Origin of the sequence: Variovorax humicola (assembly GCF_037889915.1) — a bacterium.
In the GTDB taxonomy this organism is placed as follows: domain Bacteria; phylum Pseudomonadota; class Gammaproteobacteria; order Burkholderiales; family Burkholderiaceae_C; genus Variovorax; species Variovorax humicola.
The window spans coordinates 261,953-278,767 of record NZ_JBBKZV010000001.1 but is presented as its reverse complement, the minus strand read 5'-3'; the positions used below and the strand labels follow the sequence as shown (position 1 = coordinate 278,767).

Annotated in this window: 15 protein-coding genes; 10 read left to right on the top strand and 5 right to left on the bottom strand. The window is 65.7% G+C overall.

Translation table 11 applies throughout. The features are described 5' to 3' along the window. Positions 1 to 77: 77 nt before the first annotated feature. The 10 genes from WKW80_RS01265 (at position 78) to msrA (ending at position 10,674) form a co-directional block, all read left to right on the top strand. The gene (locus WKW80_RS01265; RefSeq protein ID WP_340361711.1) at positions 78 to 1,727 is read left to right on the top strand and encodes a glycosyltransferase family 39 protein; all 1,650 of its coding nucleotides are present in this window, start codon (positions 78 to 80) and stop codon (positions 1,725 to 1,727) included. Further along, positions 1,724 to 2,113, top strand: coding sequence for an SMR family transporter (locus WKW80_RS01260; protein WP_340361710.1), 390 nt, complete (start codon positions 1,724 to 1,726; stop codon positions 2,111 to 2,113). The genes WKW80_RS01265 and WKW80_RS01260 overlap by 4 nt, the downstream gene beginning before the upstream one ends. A 166-nt stretch (positions 2,114 to 2,279) precedes the next feature. After that, positions 2,280 to 3,437 (top strand): DegT/DnrJ/EryC1/StrS family aminotransferase, encoded by a 1,158-nt coding sequence (locus WKW80_RS01255; RefSeq protein ID WP_340361709.1) that lies wholly within the window; start codon positions 2,280 to 2,282, stop codon positions 3,435 to 3,437. Positions 3,438 to 3,451: 14 nt separating this feature from the next. Continuing rightward, the gene (locus tag WKW80_RS01250; RefSeq protein ID WP_340362181.1) at positions 3,452 to 4,426 is read left to right on the top strand and encodes a glycosyltransferase; all 975 of its coding nucleotides are present in this window, start codon (positions 3,452 to 3,454) and stop codon (positions 4,424 to 4,426) included. After that, a complete protein-coding gene (locus WKW80_RS01245; protein ID WP_422822836.1) occupies positions 4,423 to 5,370 on the top strand; it encodes a formyltransferase in 948 nt (315 codons plus the stop codon). Before WKW80_RS01250 ends, WKW80_RS01245 begins: the two co-directional genes overlap by 4 nt. A gap of 26 nt (positions 5,371 to 5,396) precedes the next feature. Further along, the gene (locus tag WKW80_RS01240) at positions 5,397 to 6,440 is read left to right on the top strand and encodes a bifunctional UDP-4-keto-pentose/UDP-xylose synthase (RefSeq protein WP_340361708.1); all 1,044 of its coding nucleotides are present in this window, start codon (positions 5,397 to 5,399) and stop codon (positions 6,438 to 6,440) included. Between the two features lie 8 nt (positions 6,441 to 6,448). Next, positions 6,449 to 7,351: a polysaccharide deacetylase family protein gene (locus WKW80_RS01235; RefSeq protein ID WP_340361707.1), complete on the top strand. Its 903-nt coding sequence runs from the start codon at positions 6,449 to 6,451 to the stop codon at positions 7,349 to 7,351. Between the two features lie 454 nt (positions 7,352 to 7,805). Further along, positions 7,806 to 8,096: a co-chaperone GroES gene (gene groES, locus WKW80_RS01230; RefSeq protein WP_093109638.1), complete on the top strand. Its 291-nt coding sequence runs from the start codon at positions 7,806 to 7,808 to the stop codon at positions 8,094 to 8,096. A gap of 29 nt (positions 8,097 to 8,125) precedes the next feature. After that, on the top strand, positions 8,126 to 9,778 hold the full coding sequence (gene groL / locus WKW80_RS01225; protein WP_340361706.1) for a chaperonin GroEL: 1,653 nt from the start codon (positions 8,126 to 8,128) through the stop codon (positions 9,776 to 9,778). Between the two features lie 173 nt (positions 9,779 to 9,951). Beyond that, the gene (gene msrA, locus WKW80_RS01220) at positions 9,952 to 10,674 is read left to right on the top strand and encodes a peptide-methionine (S)-S-oxide reductase MsrA (RefSeq protein ID WP_422822835.1); all 723 of its coding nucleotides are present in this window, start codon (positions 9,952 to 9,954) and stop codon (positions 10,672 to 10,674) included. A 155-nt stretch (positions 10,675 to 10,829) separates the two neighbouring features. On the opposite strand, the gene xylB is transcribed toward msrA, so the two are convergent. The 5 genes from xylB to WKW80_RS01195 all read right to left on the bottom strand — a co-directional run bounded on the left by xylB (position 10,830) and on the right by WKW80_RS01195 (position 16,805). Continuing rightward, positions 10,830 to 12,284: a xylulokinase gene (gene xylB / locus WKW80_RS01215; RefSeq protein WP_340361705.1), complete on the bottom strand. Its 1,455-nt coding sequence runs from the start codon at positions 12,282 to 12,284 to the stop codon at positions 10,830 to 10,832. Positions 12,285 to 12,341: 57 nt separating this feature from the next. Next, positions 12,342 to 13,280: an AraC family transcriptional regulator gene (locus tag WKW80_RS01210; RefSeq protein ID WP_340361704.1), complete on the bottom strand. Its 939-nt coding sequence runs from the start codon at positions 13,278 to 13,280 to the stop codon at positions 12,342 to 12,344. A gap of 109 nt (positions 13,281 to 13,389) precedes the next feature. Further along, positions 13,390 to 14,343 (bottom strand): carbohydrate kinase family protein, encoded by a 954-nt coding sequence (locus WKW80_RS01205; protein WP_340361703.1) that lies wholly within the window; start codon positions 14,341 to 14,343, stop codon positions 13,390 to 13,392. A 6-nt stretch (positions 14,344 to 14,349) separates the two neighbouring features. Next, complete coding sequence (gene dalD / locus WKW80_RS01200) at positions 14,350 to 15,774, bottom strand: D-arabinitol 4-dehydrogenase (protein WP_340361702.1); 1,425 nt, start codon at positions 15,772 to 15,774, stop codon at positions 14,350 to 14,352. Further along, positions 15,774 to 16,805 carry an ABC transporter ATP-binding protein gene (locus tag WKW80_RS01195; RefSeq protein WP_340361701.1) on the bottom strand — a complete coding sequence of 344 codons (1,032 nt, stop codon included), beginning with the start codon at positions 16,803 to 16,805 and terminating at the stop codon, positions 15,774 to 15,776. The genes dalD and WKW80_RS01195 overlap by 1 nt, the downstream gene beginning before the upstream one ends. Positions 16,806 to 16,815 lie beyond the last annotated feature (10 nt).

Here is a 16,815-nt window from a genome sequence, read left to right as displayed (position 1 = left end):
GCGGCGCCCAGGGCGCCGAACGTCCTGCGACGCGCCGCTTCGCAGGCATGTCTCAATGTGTTGAAGAATCACCCCCCATGAATCAAAGCAAAGACCCGCAGCTGCGCGCGGCTTTTCCCCTGTTCCTTGCCCTGCTGGCCATCGTCTGGTTCGGGTCGTTGGCAACCCGGTCGCTGATCAGCCCCGACGAGGGCCGATATGCCACGCTGTCGTGGGGGATGCTGCACACCGGCGACTGGGTCACGCCGCGCCTGAACGGCATCCTCTACTTCGAGAAGCCGCCGCTGCAGTACTGGCTGGGCGCGATCTTCATGAAGTTGTTCGGGCTCAACGAGTTCGCGGCGCGGCTGTGGCCCGCGCTGTCCGGCTTCCTGACGGCGCTGGTGGTCGGCGCCACGGCCAATCGCCTGTGGGGCAAGGAAGCGGGCATTCGAAGCCTGGCCATTGCCGCGTCGATGACCTGGGTGTTCGGCAACGCGCACTTCCTGACGCTGGATGCCGGACTGACGTTTTTCCTGACGATCTCGCTGTGCGCCGTGCTGATCGCCCGGTACGCCGCGGCCACGCCGGCCGAGCGACGCCGCTGGATCTGGCTCGCGTGGGCCGCCATGGCCGGCGCAGTGCTTAGCAAGGGCTTGATCGGCATCGTGATACCGGGGGCCACGCTGGTCGTCACCGCGATCTGGCGCCGCGATCTGTCGCTATGGCGCGGCATGCACTGGTTCTCGGGCCTGTTGATCTTCCTGGCGCTGGCCGCGCCGTGGTTCGTGCTGGTGTCCATGCGCAATCCCGGCTTTGCCGAGTTCTTCTTCATCCATGAACACTTCGCGCGCTACTTGACCAAAGTGCACCAGCGCGAAGGCGCCTGGTGGTATTACCTGCCCTTCCTGCTCGGAGGGATGCTTCCGTGGATCGGCGGACTGCCTTGGCTCGTGAAGCGGAACACGTCTGGGCCGAGGGGAGCGATTGCGGCGACGGACGTGCTCATCGCCTATTCGACTTTCGTATTGCTCTTCTTCAGCGCCAGTGGGTCGAAGCTGCCGTCGTACATCCTGCCGATGTTCCCGGCCCTGGCACTGTTGCTCGGTCTTCGCCTTGTGGCGGTTCCGGCGAAGACGTTGCGCGTGCACTTGCTGGTGCCGGCGCTGCTCTGGGCGATTGCCCTGGCCGCGTCGACGCAAAGTGGACGCGTGACTTCCAACTCGACGCCGGCCGAGGTGTTCGGGCAACTGGCCGAGGGCCTGCGCATGGGCGCCCTTCTCTTCCTTGGCGGCGCGGCATTGGCATGGTGGTGGTTGCGCCGGAATCGCAATACGCTGGCGATCCTGACGCTGGCCCTCGCGCATGTCATTGGCGTCGCGGTCGTGCTTGCGGCGCACGAGCCCTTCGGGCGACTCAAGAGCGCGACCCCGTATGTGGCCGTGCTGGAGCCGGTCATACAATCCGGAGCGCCCGTGTTCTCGGTGGGAGGCTATGACCAGACGCTGCCCTTCTACCTTCGTCATGAGGTCATCCTCGTGGACTACAACGACGAATTCGCCATGGGTCAGTTGATGGAACCGGGGCGTTCGATCGAGTCGCTCGACGAGTTCGCACAACGGTGGCAATCGCTTCCCCAGGCTGCGGCCTACATGGATGTCGCGAGCTACGTTGGCATGCATCAACGCGGCCTTCCAATGCGTGTCCTCTATCAGGACCAACGTCGAATAGTGGTATCCAGGCAATGAAAGCTCTTGATTTTTTATGGGTGCTGACCGGCGTCCTTCTCAACGCGGCGGCGCAGTTGCTGCTCAAGGCGGGCGCAAGCACCGCCGGCGAGATCTCGATGTCGGCCGGCCCGGCGGCCCTTTGGCGTACGGCCACGGGCCTTGCGCTGCAACCGGGCATCGTCGGCGGGCTGGCCTGCTACGCGATCAGCGTGGTCGTCTGGATCGTCGCGCTGTCGCGCGTGGAGGTCAGCGTTGCCTATCCGATGCTGTCCATCGGCTACGTGGTCAATGCGGCCCTCGCGTGGTGGCTCTTCGGCGAGCAGGTCACTGCCCAGCGCTGGCTGGGCATCGGCGTCATCATCATCGGCGTGGTCCTTGTGGCGCGCAGCGGGAGCACGCAATGAACTCAGCGCCGGGCCGCCCCAAGCAAGCTCGCACCCCCTCGGGGGGCAGCGAGGACACGCAGTGCCGAGCGTGGGGGCTCCATGATTGCGCGCCGGGCCGCCCCAAGCAAGCTCGCACCCCCTCGAGGGGCAGCGAGGACACGCAGTGCCGAGCGTGGGGGTCACTATGAGCGCGGTCTCGACGAGCACGCCACCGTTCCTGCCGTTCACACGTCCCTCTGTCGACGAGCGCACGATTGCCGAAGTCGGCGACGTGCTGCGCTCCGGCTGGCTGACCACCGGCCCGAAATGCCAGGCCCTCGAAGCCGCACTGTCCGACCGATGGGGCGGCCGCCCCGTGCGTCTGGCGAACTCCGGCACCGCGACGCTGGAATTGGCATTGCGCATCTGCGGCGTCGGCCCGGGCGACGAGGTCATCACAACGCCGCTCAGCTGGGTTGCCACGGCGAACGTGGTGCTCGCGGTCGGGGCCAAGCCGGTGTTCGTCGATGCCGATCCGGTGACGCGCAACATCGACCTCAACCTCATCGAAAAAGCCATCACGCCGCGCACGCGCGCGTTGATTCCGGTGGACCTGGCGGGCCTGCCTGTCGACCGGGATCGTCTCAACGCGCTGGCCGCGAAGCATCGCCTGCGCGTGGTGGAAGACGCGGCGCAATCCTTCGGCTCGCAGTGGAACGGACGCCCCATCGGGAGCTTCGGCGACCTGGTGTCGTTCAGTTTTCATCCCAACAAGAACCTGACCACGGGCGAAGGCGGATGCCTCGTGTTGAACAACGCCGAGGAAGCGCACCGCTTCGAGTTGCTGCGCCTGCAGGGCGTCGCGCGGCTGCCCGGCGGCGAACTGGAAGTCGAGGCATGGGGGGCCAAGGCCAACATGACCGACATCGCCGCTGCGATCGGCCTGGGCCAGTTGCGAACCATCGACGAATCCACGGCGCGGCGCCGAGCGCTGGTGCAGCGCTACTTCAGGCTGTGGGATGCAGCGCTCGGCTTCGACATGCCGCCGGAAGACCTGCAAGGGCACGGCAACTGGCACATGTTCCAGCCGTTGCTGCCGCGGAGCCTGGCCCATCGGCGCGCTGACTTCCTGGAAGGCATGAAGGTGCGCGGCATCGGCGTGGGCGTGCACTATCCGGCGATGCATCTGTTCTCGATGTTCCGCGCCATGGGCCATGGTTCGGGCGACTTTCCGGTGGCCGAGGACATCGGCCGGCGCACCGTCACGCTGCCGCTGTTCCCCGCGATGGACGATGCCGATGTCCAACGGGTCTGCACGGCCGTGACGGAGGTGGTGGCGGATTTGCGGGGAGCGAGATCTTGAGCGCTGCGAACGAAATTCCTCTCACCGATTTCCACACCACAGAACGCGTCGCGGAACGTGCGCTGAGCGTCGTCATCCCGGTCTACAACGAGGAGCAAGGCCTCGTTGCGCTGTTCGAGCGCCTCTATCCAGCGCTCGACGCTCTGGGAGTCGACTACGAGATCATCTTCATCAACGACGGCAGCCGCGACCGCTCGGCGGCCGTACTCGCCGAGCAGTTCGAACGCCGGCCCGACGTGACGCGCGTGATCCTGTTCAACGGCAACTTCGGCCAGCATCGGGCGATCCTTGCGGGCTTCGAGCATTGCCGCGGCGAGCGCATCGTCACGCTGGATGCAGACCTGCAGAACCCGCCCGAGGACATCCACCTGCTGCTCGAAGCAATGGACAAGGGGCACGACTGCGTCGGCTCGATCCGCCGCAACCGACAGGATTCGGCATGGCGGCGCTGGGCGTCTCGCGCGATGAACCGACTGCGCCACCGACTGACCGGCATCGAGATGACCGACCACGGCTCGATGCTGCGGGCCTACAGCCGCAACGTGATCCAGCTGATCAACCAGTGCAACGAGATGAACACCTTCATCCCGGCGCTGGCGCTGCAGTTCGCGCGCAATCCTGCCGAAGTGGTCACGAGCCATGAGGAACGGCATGCGGGTGTGTCGAAATATTCGTTCTACAGCCTCGTGCGCCTCAACTTCGACCTGGTGACAGGCTTCTCGCTGGTGCCGTTGCAGGCGTTCTCGATGCTTGGCATCGTGGTGTCGCTGATGTCGGGCCTGCTCTTCGTGATCCTGGCGGGCCGAAGGCTCATCTTCGGGCCGGAAGAAGGCGGCGTGTTCACGCTGTTTGCGCTGCTGTTCCTGCTGATGGGCCTGGCGCTGTTCGGCATCGGCTTGCTGGGCGAATACATCGGGCGCATCTACCAGGAAGTGCGCGCCCGTCCGCGCTACGTCATCACCGCCGTGCTGGAGCGCGAGCGCCGATGATGAAGCCCCATCTTCCCGCGCGGGCCATCGTGTTCGCGTACCACGACGTGGGTGTGCGCTGCCTGCGCGTACTGCTGGATGCTGGCGTCGAAGTGCCGCTGGTTGTCACGCATGAAGACTCGCCGGGCGAGAACATCTGGTTTGCGAGCGTCGCGCAAGTGGCTGCGGAGCACGGGCTGCGCTGCGTCGCACCGGCCGATGCGCACCTGCCGGAACTGCTGGCCGAGGCGGCCGCGTCGAATCCGGACTTCTTGTTCTCGTTCTACTACCGCCACATGCTCAAGGCCGCATGGTTGAACGTTCCGCGCTGCGGCGCGTTCAACATGCACGGCTCCCTGCTGCCCCAGTACCGCGGCCGGGTTCCAGTCAACTGGGCCATCATCGAAGGCGCGCGCCAGACCGGCGCCACCCTGCATCGCATGAACGAAAAGCCCGACAACGGCGCCATCGTCGACCAGTGCGCCGTGCCGATCCTCCAGGACGACACCGCTTCGGAAGTGTTCGGCAAGGTCGTGACCGCAGCGGAGATCGTGCTCGCGCGCAGCCTGCCGCGCATGCTCGACGGAACGGCCGCGGAGCGCGTGCAAGACCTTTCGCAAGGCCGCTACTACGGTGGCCGCAAGCCGGAAGACGGACGGATTCCAGCACAGGCCAGCGCGCCGCAGATCCACAACCTGGTTCGCGCCTTGGCGGCGCCTTACCCCGGCGCGTTCTGCCGCATCGGGGGTCGCGCGATCGTCATCGACCGCACGCGGCTCGTCGGACTGTCGCAAGCCAATGCCGACGGCTCGTTGCGCCTGCTCTGCCAGGACAACGCCATGTGGCTGCATGCCGCAGACGGCAGCATGCTCAACGTCCTCGCCGCGCACGACAGCGACGGCCCCATCGACCCCGCCGGATTCGAGCGCCGCTTTGCCGGCCGCAGCGTTTCCGTCGAAATCTGACTCCCTCCAACTGAGATCGCCCTCCCATGCTCAAAGTCCTCATCCTCGGCGTCAACGGTTTCATCGGCCACCACCTGACGCGTCACATCATCGACAACACCGACTGGGTGGTCTACGGCATGGACATGCAGACCGACCGCGTCGCGCCCTGGCTGGACCATCCGCGCTTCCATTTCTTCGAGGGCGATATCACCATCAACAAGGAATGGATCGAGTACCACGTGAAGAAGTGCGACGTGGTGCTGCCGCTGGTCGCCATTGCCACGCCGTCGACCTATGTGCGCGAGCCGCTGCGCGTGTTCGAACTCGACTTCGAAGCCAACCTGCCGATCGTTCGCCAGTGCCTGAAGTACAACAAGCGCGTCGTGTTCCCGTCGACCAGCGAGGTCTACGGCATGTGCACGGACGAAGGCTTCGACCCCGAGACCTCGAACCTGGTCTACGGCCCCATCAACAAGCCGCGCTGGATCTACGCCTGCTCCAAGCAGCTGATGGACCGCGTGATCGCCGCCTACGGCCAGCAGGAAGGCTTGCGCTACACGCTGTTCCGCCCGTTCAACTGGATCGGCCCCGGCCTCGACAGCCTCCATGCCCCGAAGGAAGGTTCAAGCCGCGTGATCACGCAGTTCCTCGGCCACATCGTGCGCGGCGAGTCGATCAAGCTGGTCGACGGCGGAAGCCAGCAGCGCGCCTTCACCTATGTGGAAGACGGCATCGAGGCGCTCGTGAAGATCATCGCCAACAAGGACGGCGTGGCCGACGGCAAGATCTACAACATCGGCAACCCGGCCAACAACCATTCGATCCGCGCGCTCGCCGAGATGATGCTGGCGCTGGCCGCAAAGCTGCCCGACTACAAGGACGCCGCGGCGCGCGTGACGCTCGTCGACGTCGCTTCCGCCGAGTACTACGGCGGCGGCTACCAGGACGTGACCCGCCGCGTGCCCGACATCAAGGCCACCATGAAGGACCTCGACTGGAAGCCGACCGTCGACATGCCCGACGCACTGGCCAGGCTGTTCGATTACTACCAGGACCACGCCGCCGCGGCCGCCGACCTGGAACTCTGAACGAGACGATGGCACGCATTGCACTGAAGGTCGACGTCGACACTTGGCGCGGCACGCGCGAAGGCGTGCCCGCGCTGGTGCGCACGATGGCGAAGGCGGGGGCCGGCGGCACCTTCCTGTTCAGCCTCGGGCCGGATCACACCGGCCGCGCCATCTTCCGCGCGCTGCGCCCGGGCTTCCTGAAGAAGGTATCGCGCACCTCGGTGGTCGAACACTACGGCGTGAAAACGCTGATGTACGGCGTCGCCCTGCCCGGCCCGGACATCGGCAAGCGCGAAGCCGGCACGCTGCGCAGCGTGCGGGACGCGGGCTTCGAAGTCGGCGTGCATTGCTGGGACCACGTGCGCTGGCAAGACCAACTCCTCAAGCACGACGCTGCATGGGCCGAGCGCGAAATGCGCCGGGCGACACAACGTTTCGCCGAAGTGTTCGGCACGCCGCCGCGACTGCACGGTGCGGCCGGCTGGCAGTTCAACGATGCCGCCGCGCAGGCGGAGATGAAACTGGGCATTGCCTATGCCTCGGACACCCGCGGTGGACGGCCGTTCCTGCCGGTCGATGCGGCCGGCAAGGTGATCGGGCCGCCCCAATATCCGACCACGCTGCCGACGCTCGACGAGCTCATCGGCATCGGCGACATCGCCGTCGGCAACGTGGCGGAGCACCTGCTCGAGATGACCGCCGCGACCGACCAGGACCAGGTCTACACGCTGCATGCCGAACTCGAGGGGCAAAAGCTGCAACCCGTGTTCGAGCGCCTCATCGCCGGCTGGCAGGCCCAGGGGCACGCCCTGGTGTCGATGGGCGATCTTCATGCGGCGACGAATGTCGCGGCGCTCCCGCGGCGCCGGATCGTGCAAGGCACCGTGGAAGGCCGTTCGGGCCTGCTGGCGGTGCAGGAACCCGCATAAGCCCGCTGAATTTGAGCGTATCAAGGCTCCCGTCAGTCGCTGCAGGCGATGCTCGGGGCTCCATTGATTCACGTGCCCCGATGTTGTCCAGCCCGCCTCTTCACGTTCCAGCTCCTTTGCGGGCACCGCTCCTTGTTTGCCTTGCCGGTGCGCTGGCGTTTGCGGCTGTTGCAACCGCCATCGTGACCGCAAGCGCGGTTGTCCGATCTGCCTGCCGCCGCGCGAGAGAGCGGAGCCGGCGGCCGGCGCTGGCCGTCGGCTACTGATTCGCATCGCCGTCGGAGACGGACTTGGCTTCAAACCAGGTTCCGGCCCTTGAAACCCCCGAAAATGCCACTATCATTAGCACTCGCTCAAGTTGAGTGCTAACAACACCCGCTTTGAGTCGATCGGCAGCCGGCAACCTCGCTGGCGCCCGGCTTAAACCCCGTTTCTATCCATTCAGGAGATGCAATTGAAACTTCGTCCTTTGCACGATCGCGTGATCGTCAAGCGCATTGAAAGCGAAACCAAGACCGCCTCGGGCATCGTGATCCCCGACAACGCCGCCGAAAAGCCTGATCAAGGCGAAGTGCTGGCCGTCGGTCCTGGCAAGAAGAACGACAAGGGCGAACTGGGCGCGATGAGCGTCAAGGTCGGCGACCGCGTCCTGTTCGGCAAGTACAGCGGCCAGACTGTCAAGGTCGATGGCGACGAGTTGCTCGTCATGAAGGAAGACGACCTGTTCGCGGTCGTCGAGAAGTAATCAACCCATCCCACTCGGAGTAAATCAACATGGCAGCAAAAGACGTAGTCTTCGGCGGCGAAGCCCGCGCGCGCATGGTCGAGGGTGTCAACATCCTCGCCAACGCAGTCAAAGTGACCCTGGGCCCCAAGGGCCGCAACGTGGTGCTCGAGCGTTCGTTCGGTGCCCCCACGGTGACCAAGGACGGCGTGTCCGTCGCCAAGGAAATCGAACTCAAGGACAAGCTCCAGAACATGGGCGCCCAGCTCGTGAAGGAAGTGGCCTCCAAGACCAGCGACAACGCTGGTGACGGCACCACGACCGCCACGGTCCTGGCACAAGCCATCGTTCGCGAAGGCTTCAAGCTGGTCGCAGCCGGCATGAACCCGATGGACCTGAAGCGCGGCATCGACAAGGCTGTCACGGCCTTGGTCGCCGAGCTGAAGAAGGCTTCGAAGGCCACGACCACGTCGAAGGAAATCGCTCAAGTCGGCTCGATCTCGGCCAACAGCGACGACACCATCGGCCAACTGATCGCTGACGCGATGGACAAGGTCGGCAAGGAAGGCGTGATCACCGTCGAAGACGGCAAGTCGCTGGACAGCGAACTCGACGTCGTCGAAGGCATGCAGTTCGACCGCGGCTACCTGTCGCCCTACTTCATCAACAATCCGGAAAAGCAATCGGCGATCCTGGAAAACCCGTTTGTCCTGCTCTTCGACAAGAAGATCAGCAACATCCGTGACCTGCTCCCGACGCTGGAACAAGTCGCCAAGGCCGGCCGTCCGCTGCTGATCATTGCCGAAGAAGTCGAAGGCGAAGCCCTCGCTACTCTGGTCGTGAACACGATCCGCGGCATCCTGAAGGTCGTCGCTGTGAAGGCACCTGGCTTCGGCGATCGCCGCAAGGCCATGCTGGAAGACATCGCCATCCTGACGGGCGGCAAGGTCATCGCCGAAGAAGTCGGCCTGACGCTCGAGAAGGTCACGCTGGCCGACCTGGGCCAGGCTGCACGCATCGAAGTGGGCAAGGAAAACACGATCATCATCGACGGCTCCGGCGCTGCTGGCGACATCGAAGCCCGCGTCAAGCAAGTGCGCGTCCAGATCGAAGAAGCAACCAGCGACTACGACCGTGAAAAGCTGCAAGAGCGCGTGGCCAAGCTGGCTGGCGGTGTTGCCGTGATCAAGGTTGGCGCTGCCACCGAAGTCGAAATGAAGGAAAAGAAGGCTCGCGTCGAAGACGCCCTGCACGCCACCCGCGCTGCAGTGGAAGAAGGCGTCGTGGCTGGCGGCGGCGTGGCGCTGCTGCGTGCCAAGCAAGCCGTTGGCGCCTCGATCAAGGGCGAGAACGCCGACCAGGACGCCGGCATCAAGCTGGTGCTGAAGGCCATCGAAGCGCCCCTGCGCGAAATCGTGAACAACGCCGGCGGCGAAGCCTCGGTGGTGGTGAACGCCGTGTTGGCCGGCAAGGGCAACTTCGGCTTCAACGCTGCGAACGATTCGTACGGCGACATGCTCGAACTGGGCATCCTGGACCCGACGAAGGTCACCCGCACCGCGCTGCAGAACGCTGCATCGGTTGCTTCGCTGCTGCTGACGACCGAAGCCATGGTCGCTGACGCACCGAAGGACGAAGCCGGCGCTGGCGGCGGCATGCCTGACATGGGCGGCATGGGCGGCATGGGCGGCATGGGCATGTAGTTGCCCGACGCCTGCGGACCGGCAAAGCCGGTTCCGTGGCATCTCGCTCAAAAGGAAACGGTCGCTTCGGCGGCCGTTTTTTTTGGCGGCCGAATGGGCTGATGACCCTGACCGGGGCAATGGCGGCGCGTTGGAGGACACTGGCGCGATTCCTCCTCATCAGCCATGTATCCATGAAAACCCAAGCTACTTCCTTCGCCACGCGCCGATCGATGCTCGCCTCGCTTGCATTGGTGGCGGGCTGCGCAGTCTGGTTCGGCAAACACTCGTTTGCGGCCGAAGCGGCCGTCGTCATTCCGGCGCCGACGACCGACCCGGCCACCAACGACACGAGCGCGACCGCTGTTATTGCGGGTGGGTGCTTCTGGGGCGTGCAAGGCGTGTTCCAGCATGTCAAGGGCGTGACCTCCGCCGTTTCGGGATATGCGGGCGGCGACGAAAGCACGGCGCACTACGAAACCGTGGGCTCGGGCCGCACCGGCCATGCGGAATCGGTGCGCATCAGCTACGACCCGCGCCAGATCAGCTACGCGCGCTTGCTGCAGATCTATTTCTCGGTCGCGCACGACCCGACGCAACTGAACCGGCAAGGCCCCGATACCGGTACGCAATACCGTTCGACCATCTTTGCGCAGAATGTCGAACAGGCCCGCATCGCGCAGGCCTACATCGCGCAACTGACGCAAGCCAAGACCTTCGGCAACAGGCCGATCGTGACGACCATTGAATTGCAGAAGCGCTTCTACCCGGCGGAGGCGTATCACCAGGATTACCTGACGCTGCATCCGGACCAGCCCTACATCGCCTACAACGACCTGCCGAAAGTCGAGAACCTGAAGAAGCTGTTTGCGGACCGGTACTCGCCGCGGCCGGTACTGGTGAAGAACGGCGCTTGAGGACTCATATCGGTTTTCCAGCACGCTATCTCGTCACCCGCGACGCATGAAACCGGCGCCGCCAGATGCCAGGGAACCGCTTTGCCGGGCCGCTGGTATCGCCCGCTCGAGGGGGAGGCGCCGCAGGCGCTTCGGGGGTGATTCTTTTCAGTCTCTTACTGGAAGCAGGGCTTGAGTGCGAGGTACAGCGCGCGAAACCGCCCGTGCCGCGCCTCGTGCCCAGCGGCTTGTTCGGAGCGGGGTTCGAAGCCCTGCTTCAACGCGGGTCGTCGGCAAACCTCATCAACGGCGCCGCCATCGGCCAGCCAGCCCAGCCGCGCCGCGCCCAGCGCGCCACCGGCCTCGCCGCCTTCGCCCAGCGCCAGCGGCACTTCAAGAATGTCGGCCAGCAACTGGGCCCACCACATGCTGCGCGCGCCGCCGCCGACCAGCGAGAGATCGCCTGACGGGCGCTCCAGCGTATCGAGCCCATCGCGCAGCCCAAGGCTCACACCCTCGGCGACCGCGTAGGCAATGTCCTCCGGTGCATGCGCATGGGTGAAGCCGAACAGTGCGCCCTGTGCCTGCGGGTTGTTGTGCGGCGAGCGCTCGCCCGAGAGGTAGGGCAGGAACAACGGCGCGCGTTGGCGTGCGTCGGACGAGAGGGTCGCTGCCGCGGCAAGCAGGCTCGCCTCGTCCGCAAACCCGAAGGTGCGCGCAGCCCAACTCACGGCGCTGGCGGCCGACAGCATCACCGACATCTGGTGCCAGCGCCCCGGCAGCGCATGGCAGAACGCATGCACGGCCTGCGCGGGGTTTGGCGCGAATGCCGCACCCGACACGAAGATCACGCCGGACGTGCCGAGCGAAACGAATCCCTCGCCCGGCGCGACCAGGCCCATGCCGACCGCGCTGGCGGCGTTGTCTCCGGCGCCGCCGGCGATGCGCACTCCGCGCCTCATGCCCCAACGCACGGCCAGTTCGGGCTTGAGCGTCGAGGAGACTTCGCTGCCTTCGACCAGGCGCGGCATTTGGGCGCGTGCGAGACCGGTGGCGGCGAGCATGTCGTCGGACCAGTCGCGCCTGCCGACATCGAGCCACAGCGTGCCCGAGGCGTCCGACATGTCGCTCACGGCTTCGCCGCCCAGCTTCAGGCGCAGCCAGTCCTTGGGCAGAAGCACACGCCGCGTGCGCGCGAACAGTTCGGGTTCGTGCGCGCGAACCCACAGCAATTTCGGCGCAGTAAAGCCGGGCATGGCGAGGTTGCCAGTGATCTCGCCGAGTCGCGGAACGGCCCTGAGGAGTTGCTCGCACTGGGCAGCGCTGCGTCCGTCGTTCCACAGGATCGCGGGGCGCAAGACCTCGTCCTTGTCGTCGAGCAGCACGGCACCGTGCATCTGTCCGGAGAGCCCGATAGAGCGCACAGCCGACAACGCATCGGCATGCTCGGCTCGCAGTTGTTGCATCACCGATTCGAGCGCATCCCACCATTGCGACGGCGCCTGCTCCGACCACAGCGGTTGCGGCCGGCTCACGGTCAATGCGCACCGCGCGACGCCGACGATGCGGTGATCATCGGCGAGCAGCAGCGCTTTCAGCTCGGACGTGCCGAGGTCCAGTCCGAGGTACATGGCGGTTGGGGCCTGTTGACGCTATTCGAGGGGATCGCGTTGTCCCGGCAAGGGGCCCTAGTGGGCTCCGCCGAACCGGCTGTCCGACTGGCGCCGGAATTCGCTCGGGGTCATGCCCTTGATCTCAAGAAAGCGGCGGTTGAAATTGGCGACGTTGTTGAAGCCGACCTGGTAGCAGATGTCCGTCACGTAGTAGTCGGTTTGCATCAGCAGATGGCAGGCGTTGTTGATGCGAACCTGGTTCACGAAGTCGGTGAAGCTGTTGCCGGTGGAGCGGCGGAAGAAGCGGCTGAAGCGGCTTTCGCTCATGCCGAGTTCGGCCGCAACATCGGCCATCGCGATGGGCTCGGCGACGTTGTCCGTGATGCGGTTGACGATGGCGTTGATCTGGTCGCCTTCGGCGTCGCCCTCTGCGCCCTTGATCTGCACGCTCGACAGCAAGCGATAGTCGGTGCACTCGGCGAGATCGGCCAGGTAATCGCAGAAGGCGCCCAGCCGGCGCAGGCCGTGCGAGGCCTTGACCGCACGCCAGTGGCGCTCGGCGCGTTCCGAAAGGCCGAAGAATTCGATGCCGCGCCGTGCGCGCTCCAGCAGTTGCATGACCTCCGCGATCTCCGGGATTTCAGATGCCGCCTGCGCAAACGGCTCGTGCCGGAACTGGATCACCAGGTCGCGCGTGCCGACGCCCTCGGGAGGCGCGTCGAGCGAGATCCAGTTGTGCGGCAGGCGCGGGCCGCACAGCACCAGGTGGCCGGGCTGGAACGGGCCGATCCAGTCGCCGACGAAGGCCTTGCCAGAGGTGGAGGTGATCAGGTGGAGTTCGTATTCGTCGTGGCAATGCCAGCGCGCCAAGGGACTTGGGTAGCCGTGATCGAGGCAGCGGACCCAGCCCACTTCCTCGGGCTTTTCATAGCCCAGCGCGGGCGAGCGGGCGAAGTCATGTTCCAGCTCCGGCTGGCGCTGGCGCGGGGTTTGACGGGAGCGTGTTGTCGCCATGATCGTCTCAACTCATCACACTACCACCGCCGTCGACATTCGATGTCTGCGCGGTGATATGGCAGGCACAGCCTGCCGGAAGTCGTGCCTGTCACTTCGGCCTCCGTCGTCATGGCGCGGACAGCGCGGACTGCAATTCCGCACGCGTGGGTGGGTCGCAACCCTCACGCAGGCAGTTGAGCGCGGCGGCCGTGGCTGCGAAGCGCAGCACCTCGCGCCATGCGTCGTCGGACAGTTCGTCGAGTTGCAGCGCTTGCTCGACGCCCTGCTCCAGCAGCGCGACCGAGATGCCGGCAGCGAAGGTGTCGCCCGCGCCGATGGTGTCGACCACCGTGATCTTCGGCGGCTTGACCTCGACCGGTGCGCGGCCCGCACGGTATAGACCGGCGCTCTCGCCGCCCCGCGTGATCACCACCGCACGCGGCCCCCGCCCGCCTGAAGCGCGCGGTGCCAGGAACACCGCGGCCGCTTCGGCCAAGCTCTTTCCCGGCGCAAGGTACGCCGCGTCTTCGTCGCTGAACTTGAGCAAATCGCAAGCCGCCATCCAGCGCGGCTGCTTCGCTCGGTAGTCATCCATGTCGGGGATCAGGCTGGGCCGCACGTTCGGGTCGAACAGGACGATGCGCTTGCCGCTCTGCGCCTCGACCAACTCGGTGATGCGCGTGGCCGCAGGATCGGTCAGCACCGAAATGCCGCCGAAGTGCAGGAAGCGACAACTGTCGGGCAGCGCCGGCAACTCCTGCGGTGCCCACAGCGTATCGGCTGTGCCCTTTGTATAGAAGGCGTAGTGGTTCGTGGTGGGCGTGCGCGCCACGAAGGCCAGCGTCGACGGCGCCTCGCTGCGAAGCACGAAGCGCGTGTCGACGCCGTTGCCCTCCAGGTGTTGGAGCAGCCGCTCGCCGAACATGTCGGTCGAGAGCTGTGTGATGAAACCGGTCGCCTGGCCGAGCCGGGCCGCCGCAATGGCACTGTTGGTCAGCGCGCCGCCTTCGTGGCCTTCGAAGCTCAGGCCCGAGGTGCAGGTGAAATCGATGAGAGCTTCGCCCGTCAGTGCAATTCGCATTTTTTTTCAGGGCGGTGTCGCCGCCACAAAAGCCTGGACACGAACACCGGCGCTGCGCACGGCGTCCACCAGCCGAGTATCACCGGCCAGCGGCCCCCACAACGTCTTGTCGGCGCAGAAGGCCGCGACCGGGTCGGCTGCCTCGCACATGGCATGCGCAACCGCCGGGTCCATGCCCTGGTCCTGGTAGGTGTAAGGGATTTCGCCGCGGTGCCAGCGCTGCAGGAAGGCGAGGAACAGCGCGGGCAGCATGGCCACGCTGTCGATGCTTTCGTTGCGCGCCAGGCGCTCGCGCACGGTCGGCGCGATAAAGCCGGGGATCTTCGAGAAACCGTCCATCGCCACGCGCTGGTTGGTGTCGCGGATCGACGGATTGCCGAAGCGGTCGAGCACCACGTCGCGGTAGGCCGGCAGGTCGACCGGGCTCGGCGTGCCGGGTCGGCTCAGGCAGGGAATCACGTCGTCGGTGACGTAGTCGAAAGCCATCTTGCGAATGGCCGGCGTGTGCGTGCCTTCGTGGATGAACTGCAGGCCGATCAGCGTGCCGGCCCAGGCGATGCAGCTGTGGGTCGCGTTGAGCAGCCGGATCTTGGCCTCTTCATACGGCTGCACCGACTCCACCATCTGCACGCCGACGCGCTCCCACGCAGGCCGCCCGGCGATAAAGTTGTCCTCGATGACCCATTGGATGAAGCTCTCGCCGGTGATGGGCGCTGCGTCGTCCCAGCCCGTCTGCTTCAACACACGCTCGCGCAACTCCGGCGGCGGGCGCGGCGTGATGCGGTCGACCATGGCATTGGGACACCTCGTGTTGGAATTCACCCACGCCAGCAGGTCCACATCGCCAATGCGCTCGATGAATTCGAGCAAGCCCTTGCGAAAACGCTCGCCGTTGTGGCGCAAGTTGTCGCAATTGAGCAGCGTGACCGGCCCCGCGCCCGCCGCCTTGCGCGCCCGCAGGATGGCGCAGACCGCGCCGTAGACGGTGCTGCCCGGCTCGCCCTTGCGCGCGCGCTCGATGTCCGATGACAGGTCGGCGAACGACAGGTCCAGCTTGTCCTTCGCGTCGAGGTAGTAGCCGGCCTCCGTGACGGTGAACGAGACGATGCGCGTGGCCGCATCGGCGCCGCGCTCGATCACCGGCGCCAGCGTCGCTTCGTACGGAAGCACCTCGTGGATCGACTCGATGCGCTGGTAGCGGTACTCGCCCGCCGGCGACACGGTTTCGAGCGTATAGGCGCCGCCCTGCGCACGAAGCGCGGCCAGCACGTCGGCCATGTCAGGCCGCAGGTTGGCGCCTGAAAGCGCCCAGGCCGTGTCGCCCGTGTCGCGCAACGCCTGCACATAGACCGCCTGGTGTGCACGGTGAAAAGACCCGAGTCCCAGGTGGAGGATCACGGACGTGGCGTCCGGAACGGCTGCGAGTGTCATCACGCGGCGACCGTCTGGCCTTCGCGATTGAACAAGTGCAGCACCGACGGATCGAGCTCCACGCCTACGTCGTCGCCCACGCGCAGCGGCGTGCGCTCGTTCTGCCGGGCGATGAGCGGAATGCCTTGCACGTCGACGTGGATCAGCGTGTCGGAGCCCAGCGCCTCGATCAAGTCGACCGTGCCCGGCACCCCGACGCCGCTGCCAGGATGCACGTGCAGGCCCTCGGGGCGCACACCGAGGAAGCCATCGCTCGGCAGCTTGCCGCCGGTCTGCGACGAGAAGCTGGGGATGGCCGAAGCCGGCACCATGTTCATCGACGGCATGCCGATGAACTGCGCGACGAAGCGGTTCACCGGATGGTCATACAGCTCCATCGGCGTGCCGACCTGTTCGATCAATCCGTCCTTCAGCACCACCACGCGGTCGGCCAGCGTCATGGCCTCGACCTGGTCGTGCGTCACGTAGATGCTGGTGGCGCCCAGCGACACGTGCAGCTTGTGGATCTCGACGCGGGTGTTGCCGCGCAGGGCCGCGTCGAGGTTCGACAGCGGCTCGTCGAACAGGAAGACCTTGGGCGCACGCACGATGGCGCGGCCGATGGCAACGCGCTGGCGCTGGCCGCCCGACAGTTCCTTCGGCGTGCGGTCGAGGTACTGCGTGAGGTTCAGTTGCTTCGCGGCGTAGTCGACTTTCTTCCGGATCTCGTCCTTGGGCACGTTGGCCAGCTTGAGCGCGAACGACATGTTGTCTGCCACGCTCATGTGCGGATAGAGCGCGTAGCTCTGGAACACCATCGCCAGGTCGCGCTTGCCGGAAGCGAGGTTGGTGATGTCCTTGCCGTCGAGCATGAGCTGGCCGCTGGTCGTCGGCTCCAGCCCGGCGATCAGGCGCAGCAGCGTCGACTTGCCGCAGCCCGACGGGCCGACGAAGACGATGAACTCGCCCTTGTCGATCTCGAGGTTGACGCCCTTGATGATGTGCGCGTCACCAAAGCTCTTCTTGATGTTGCGGAGTTCGAGGTAAGCCATGTCGTGTCTC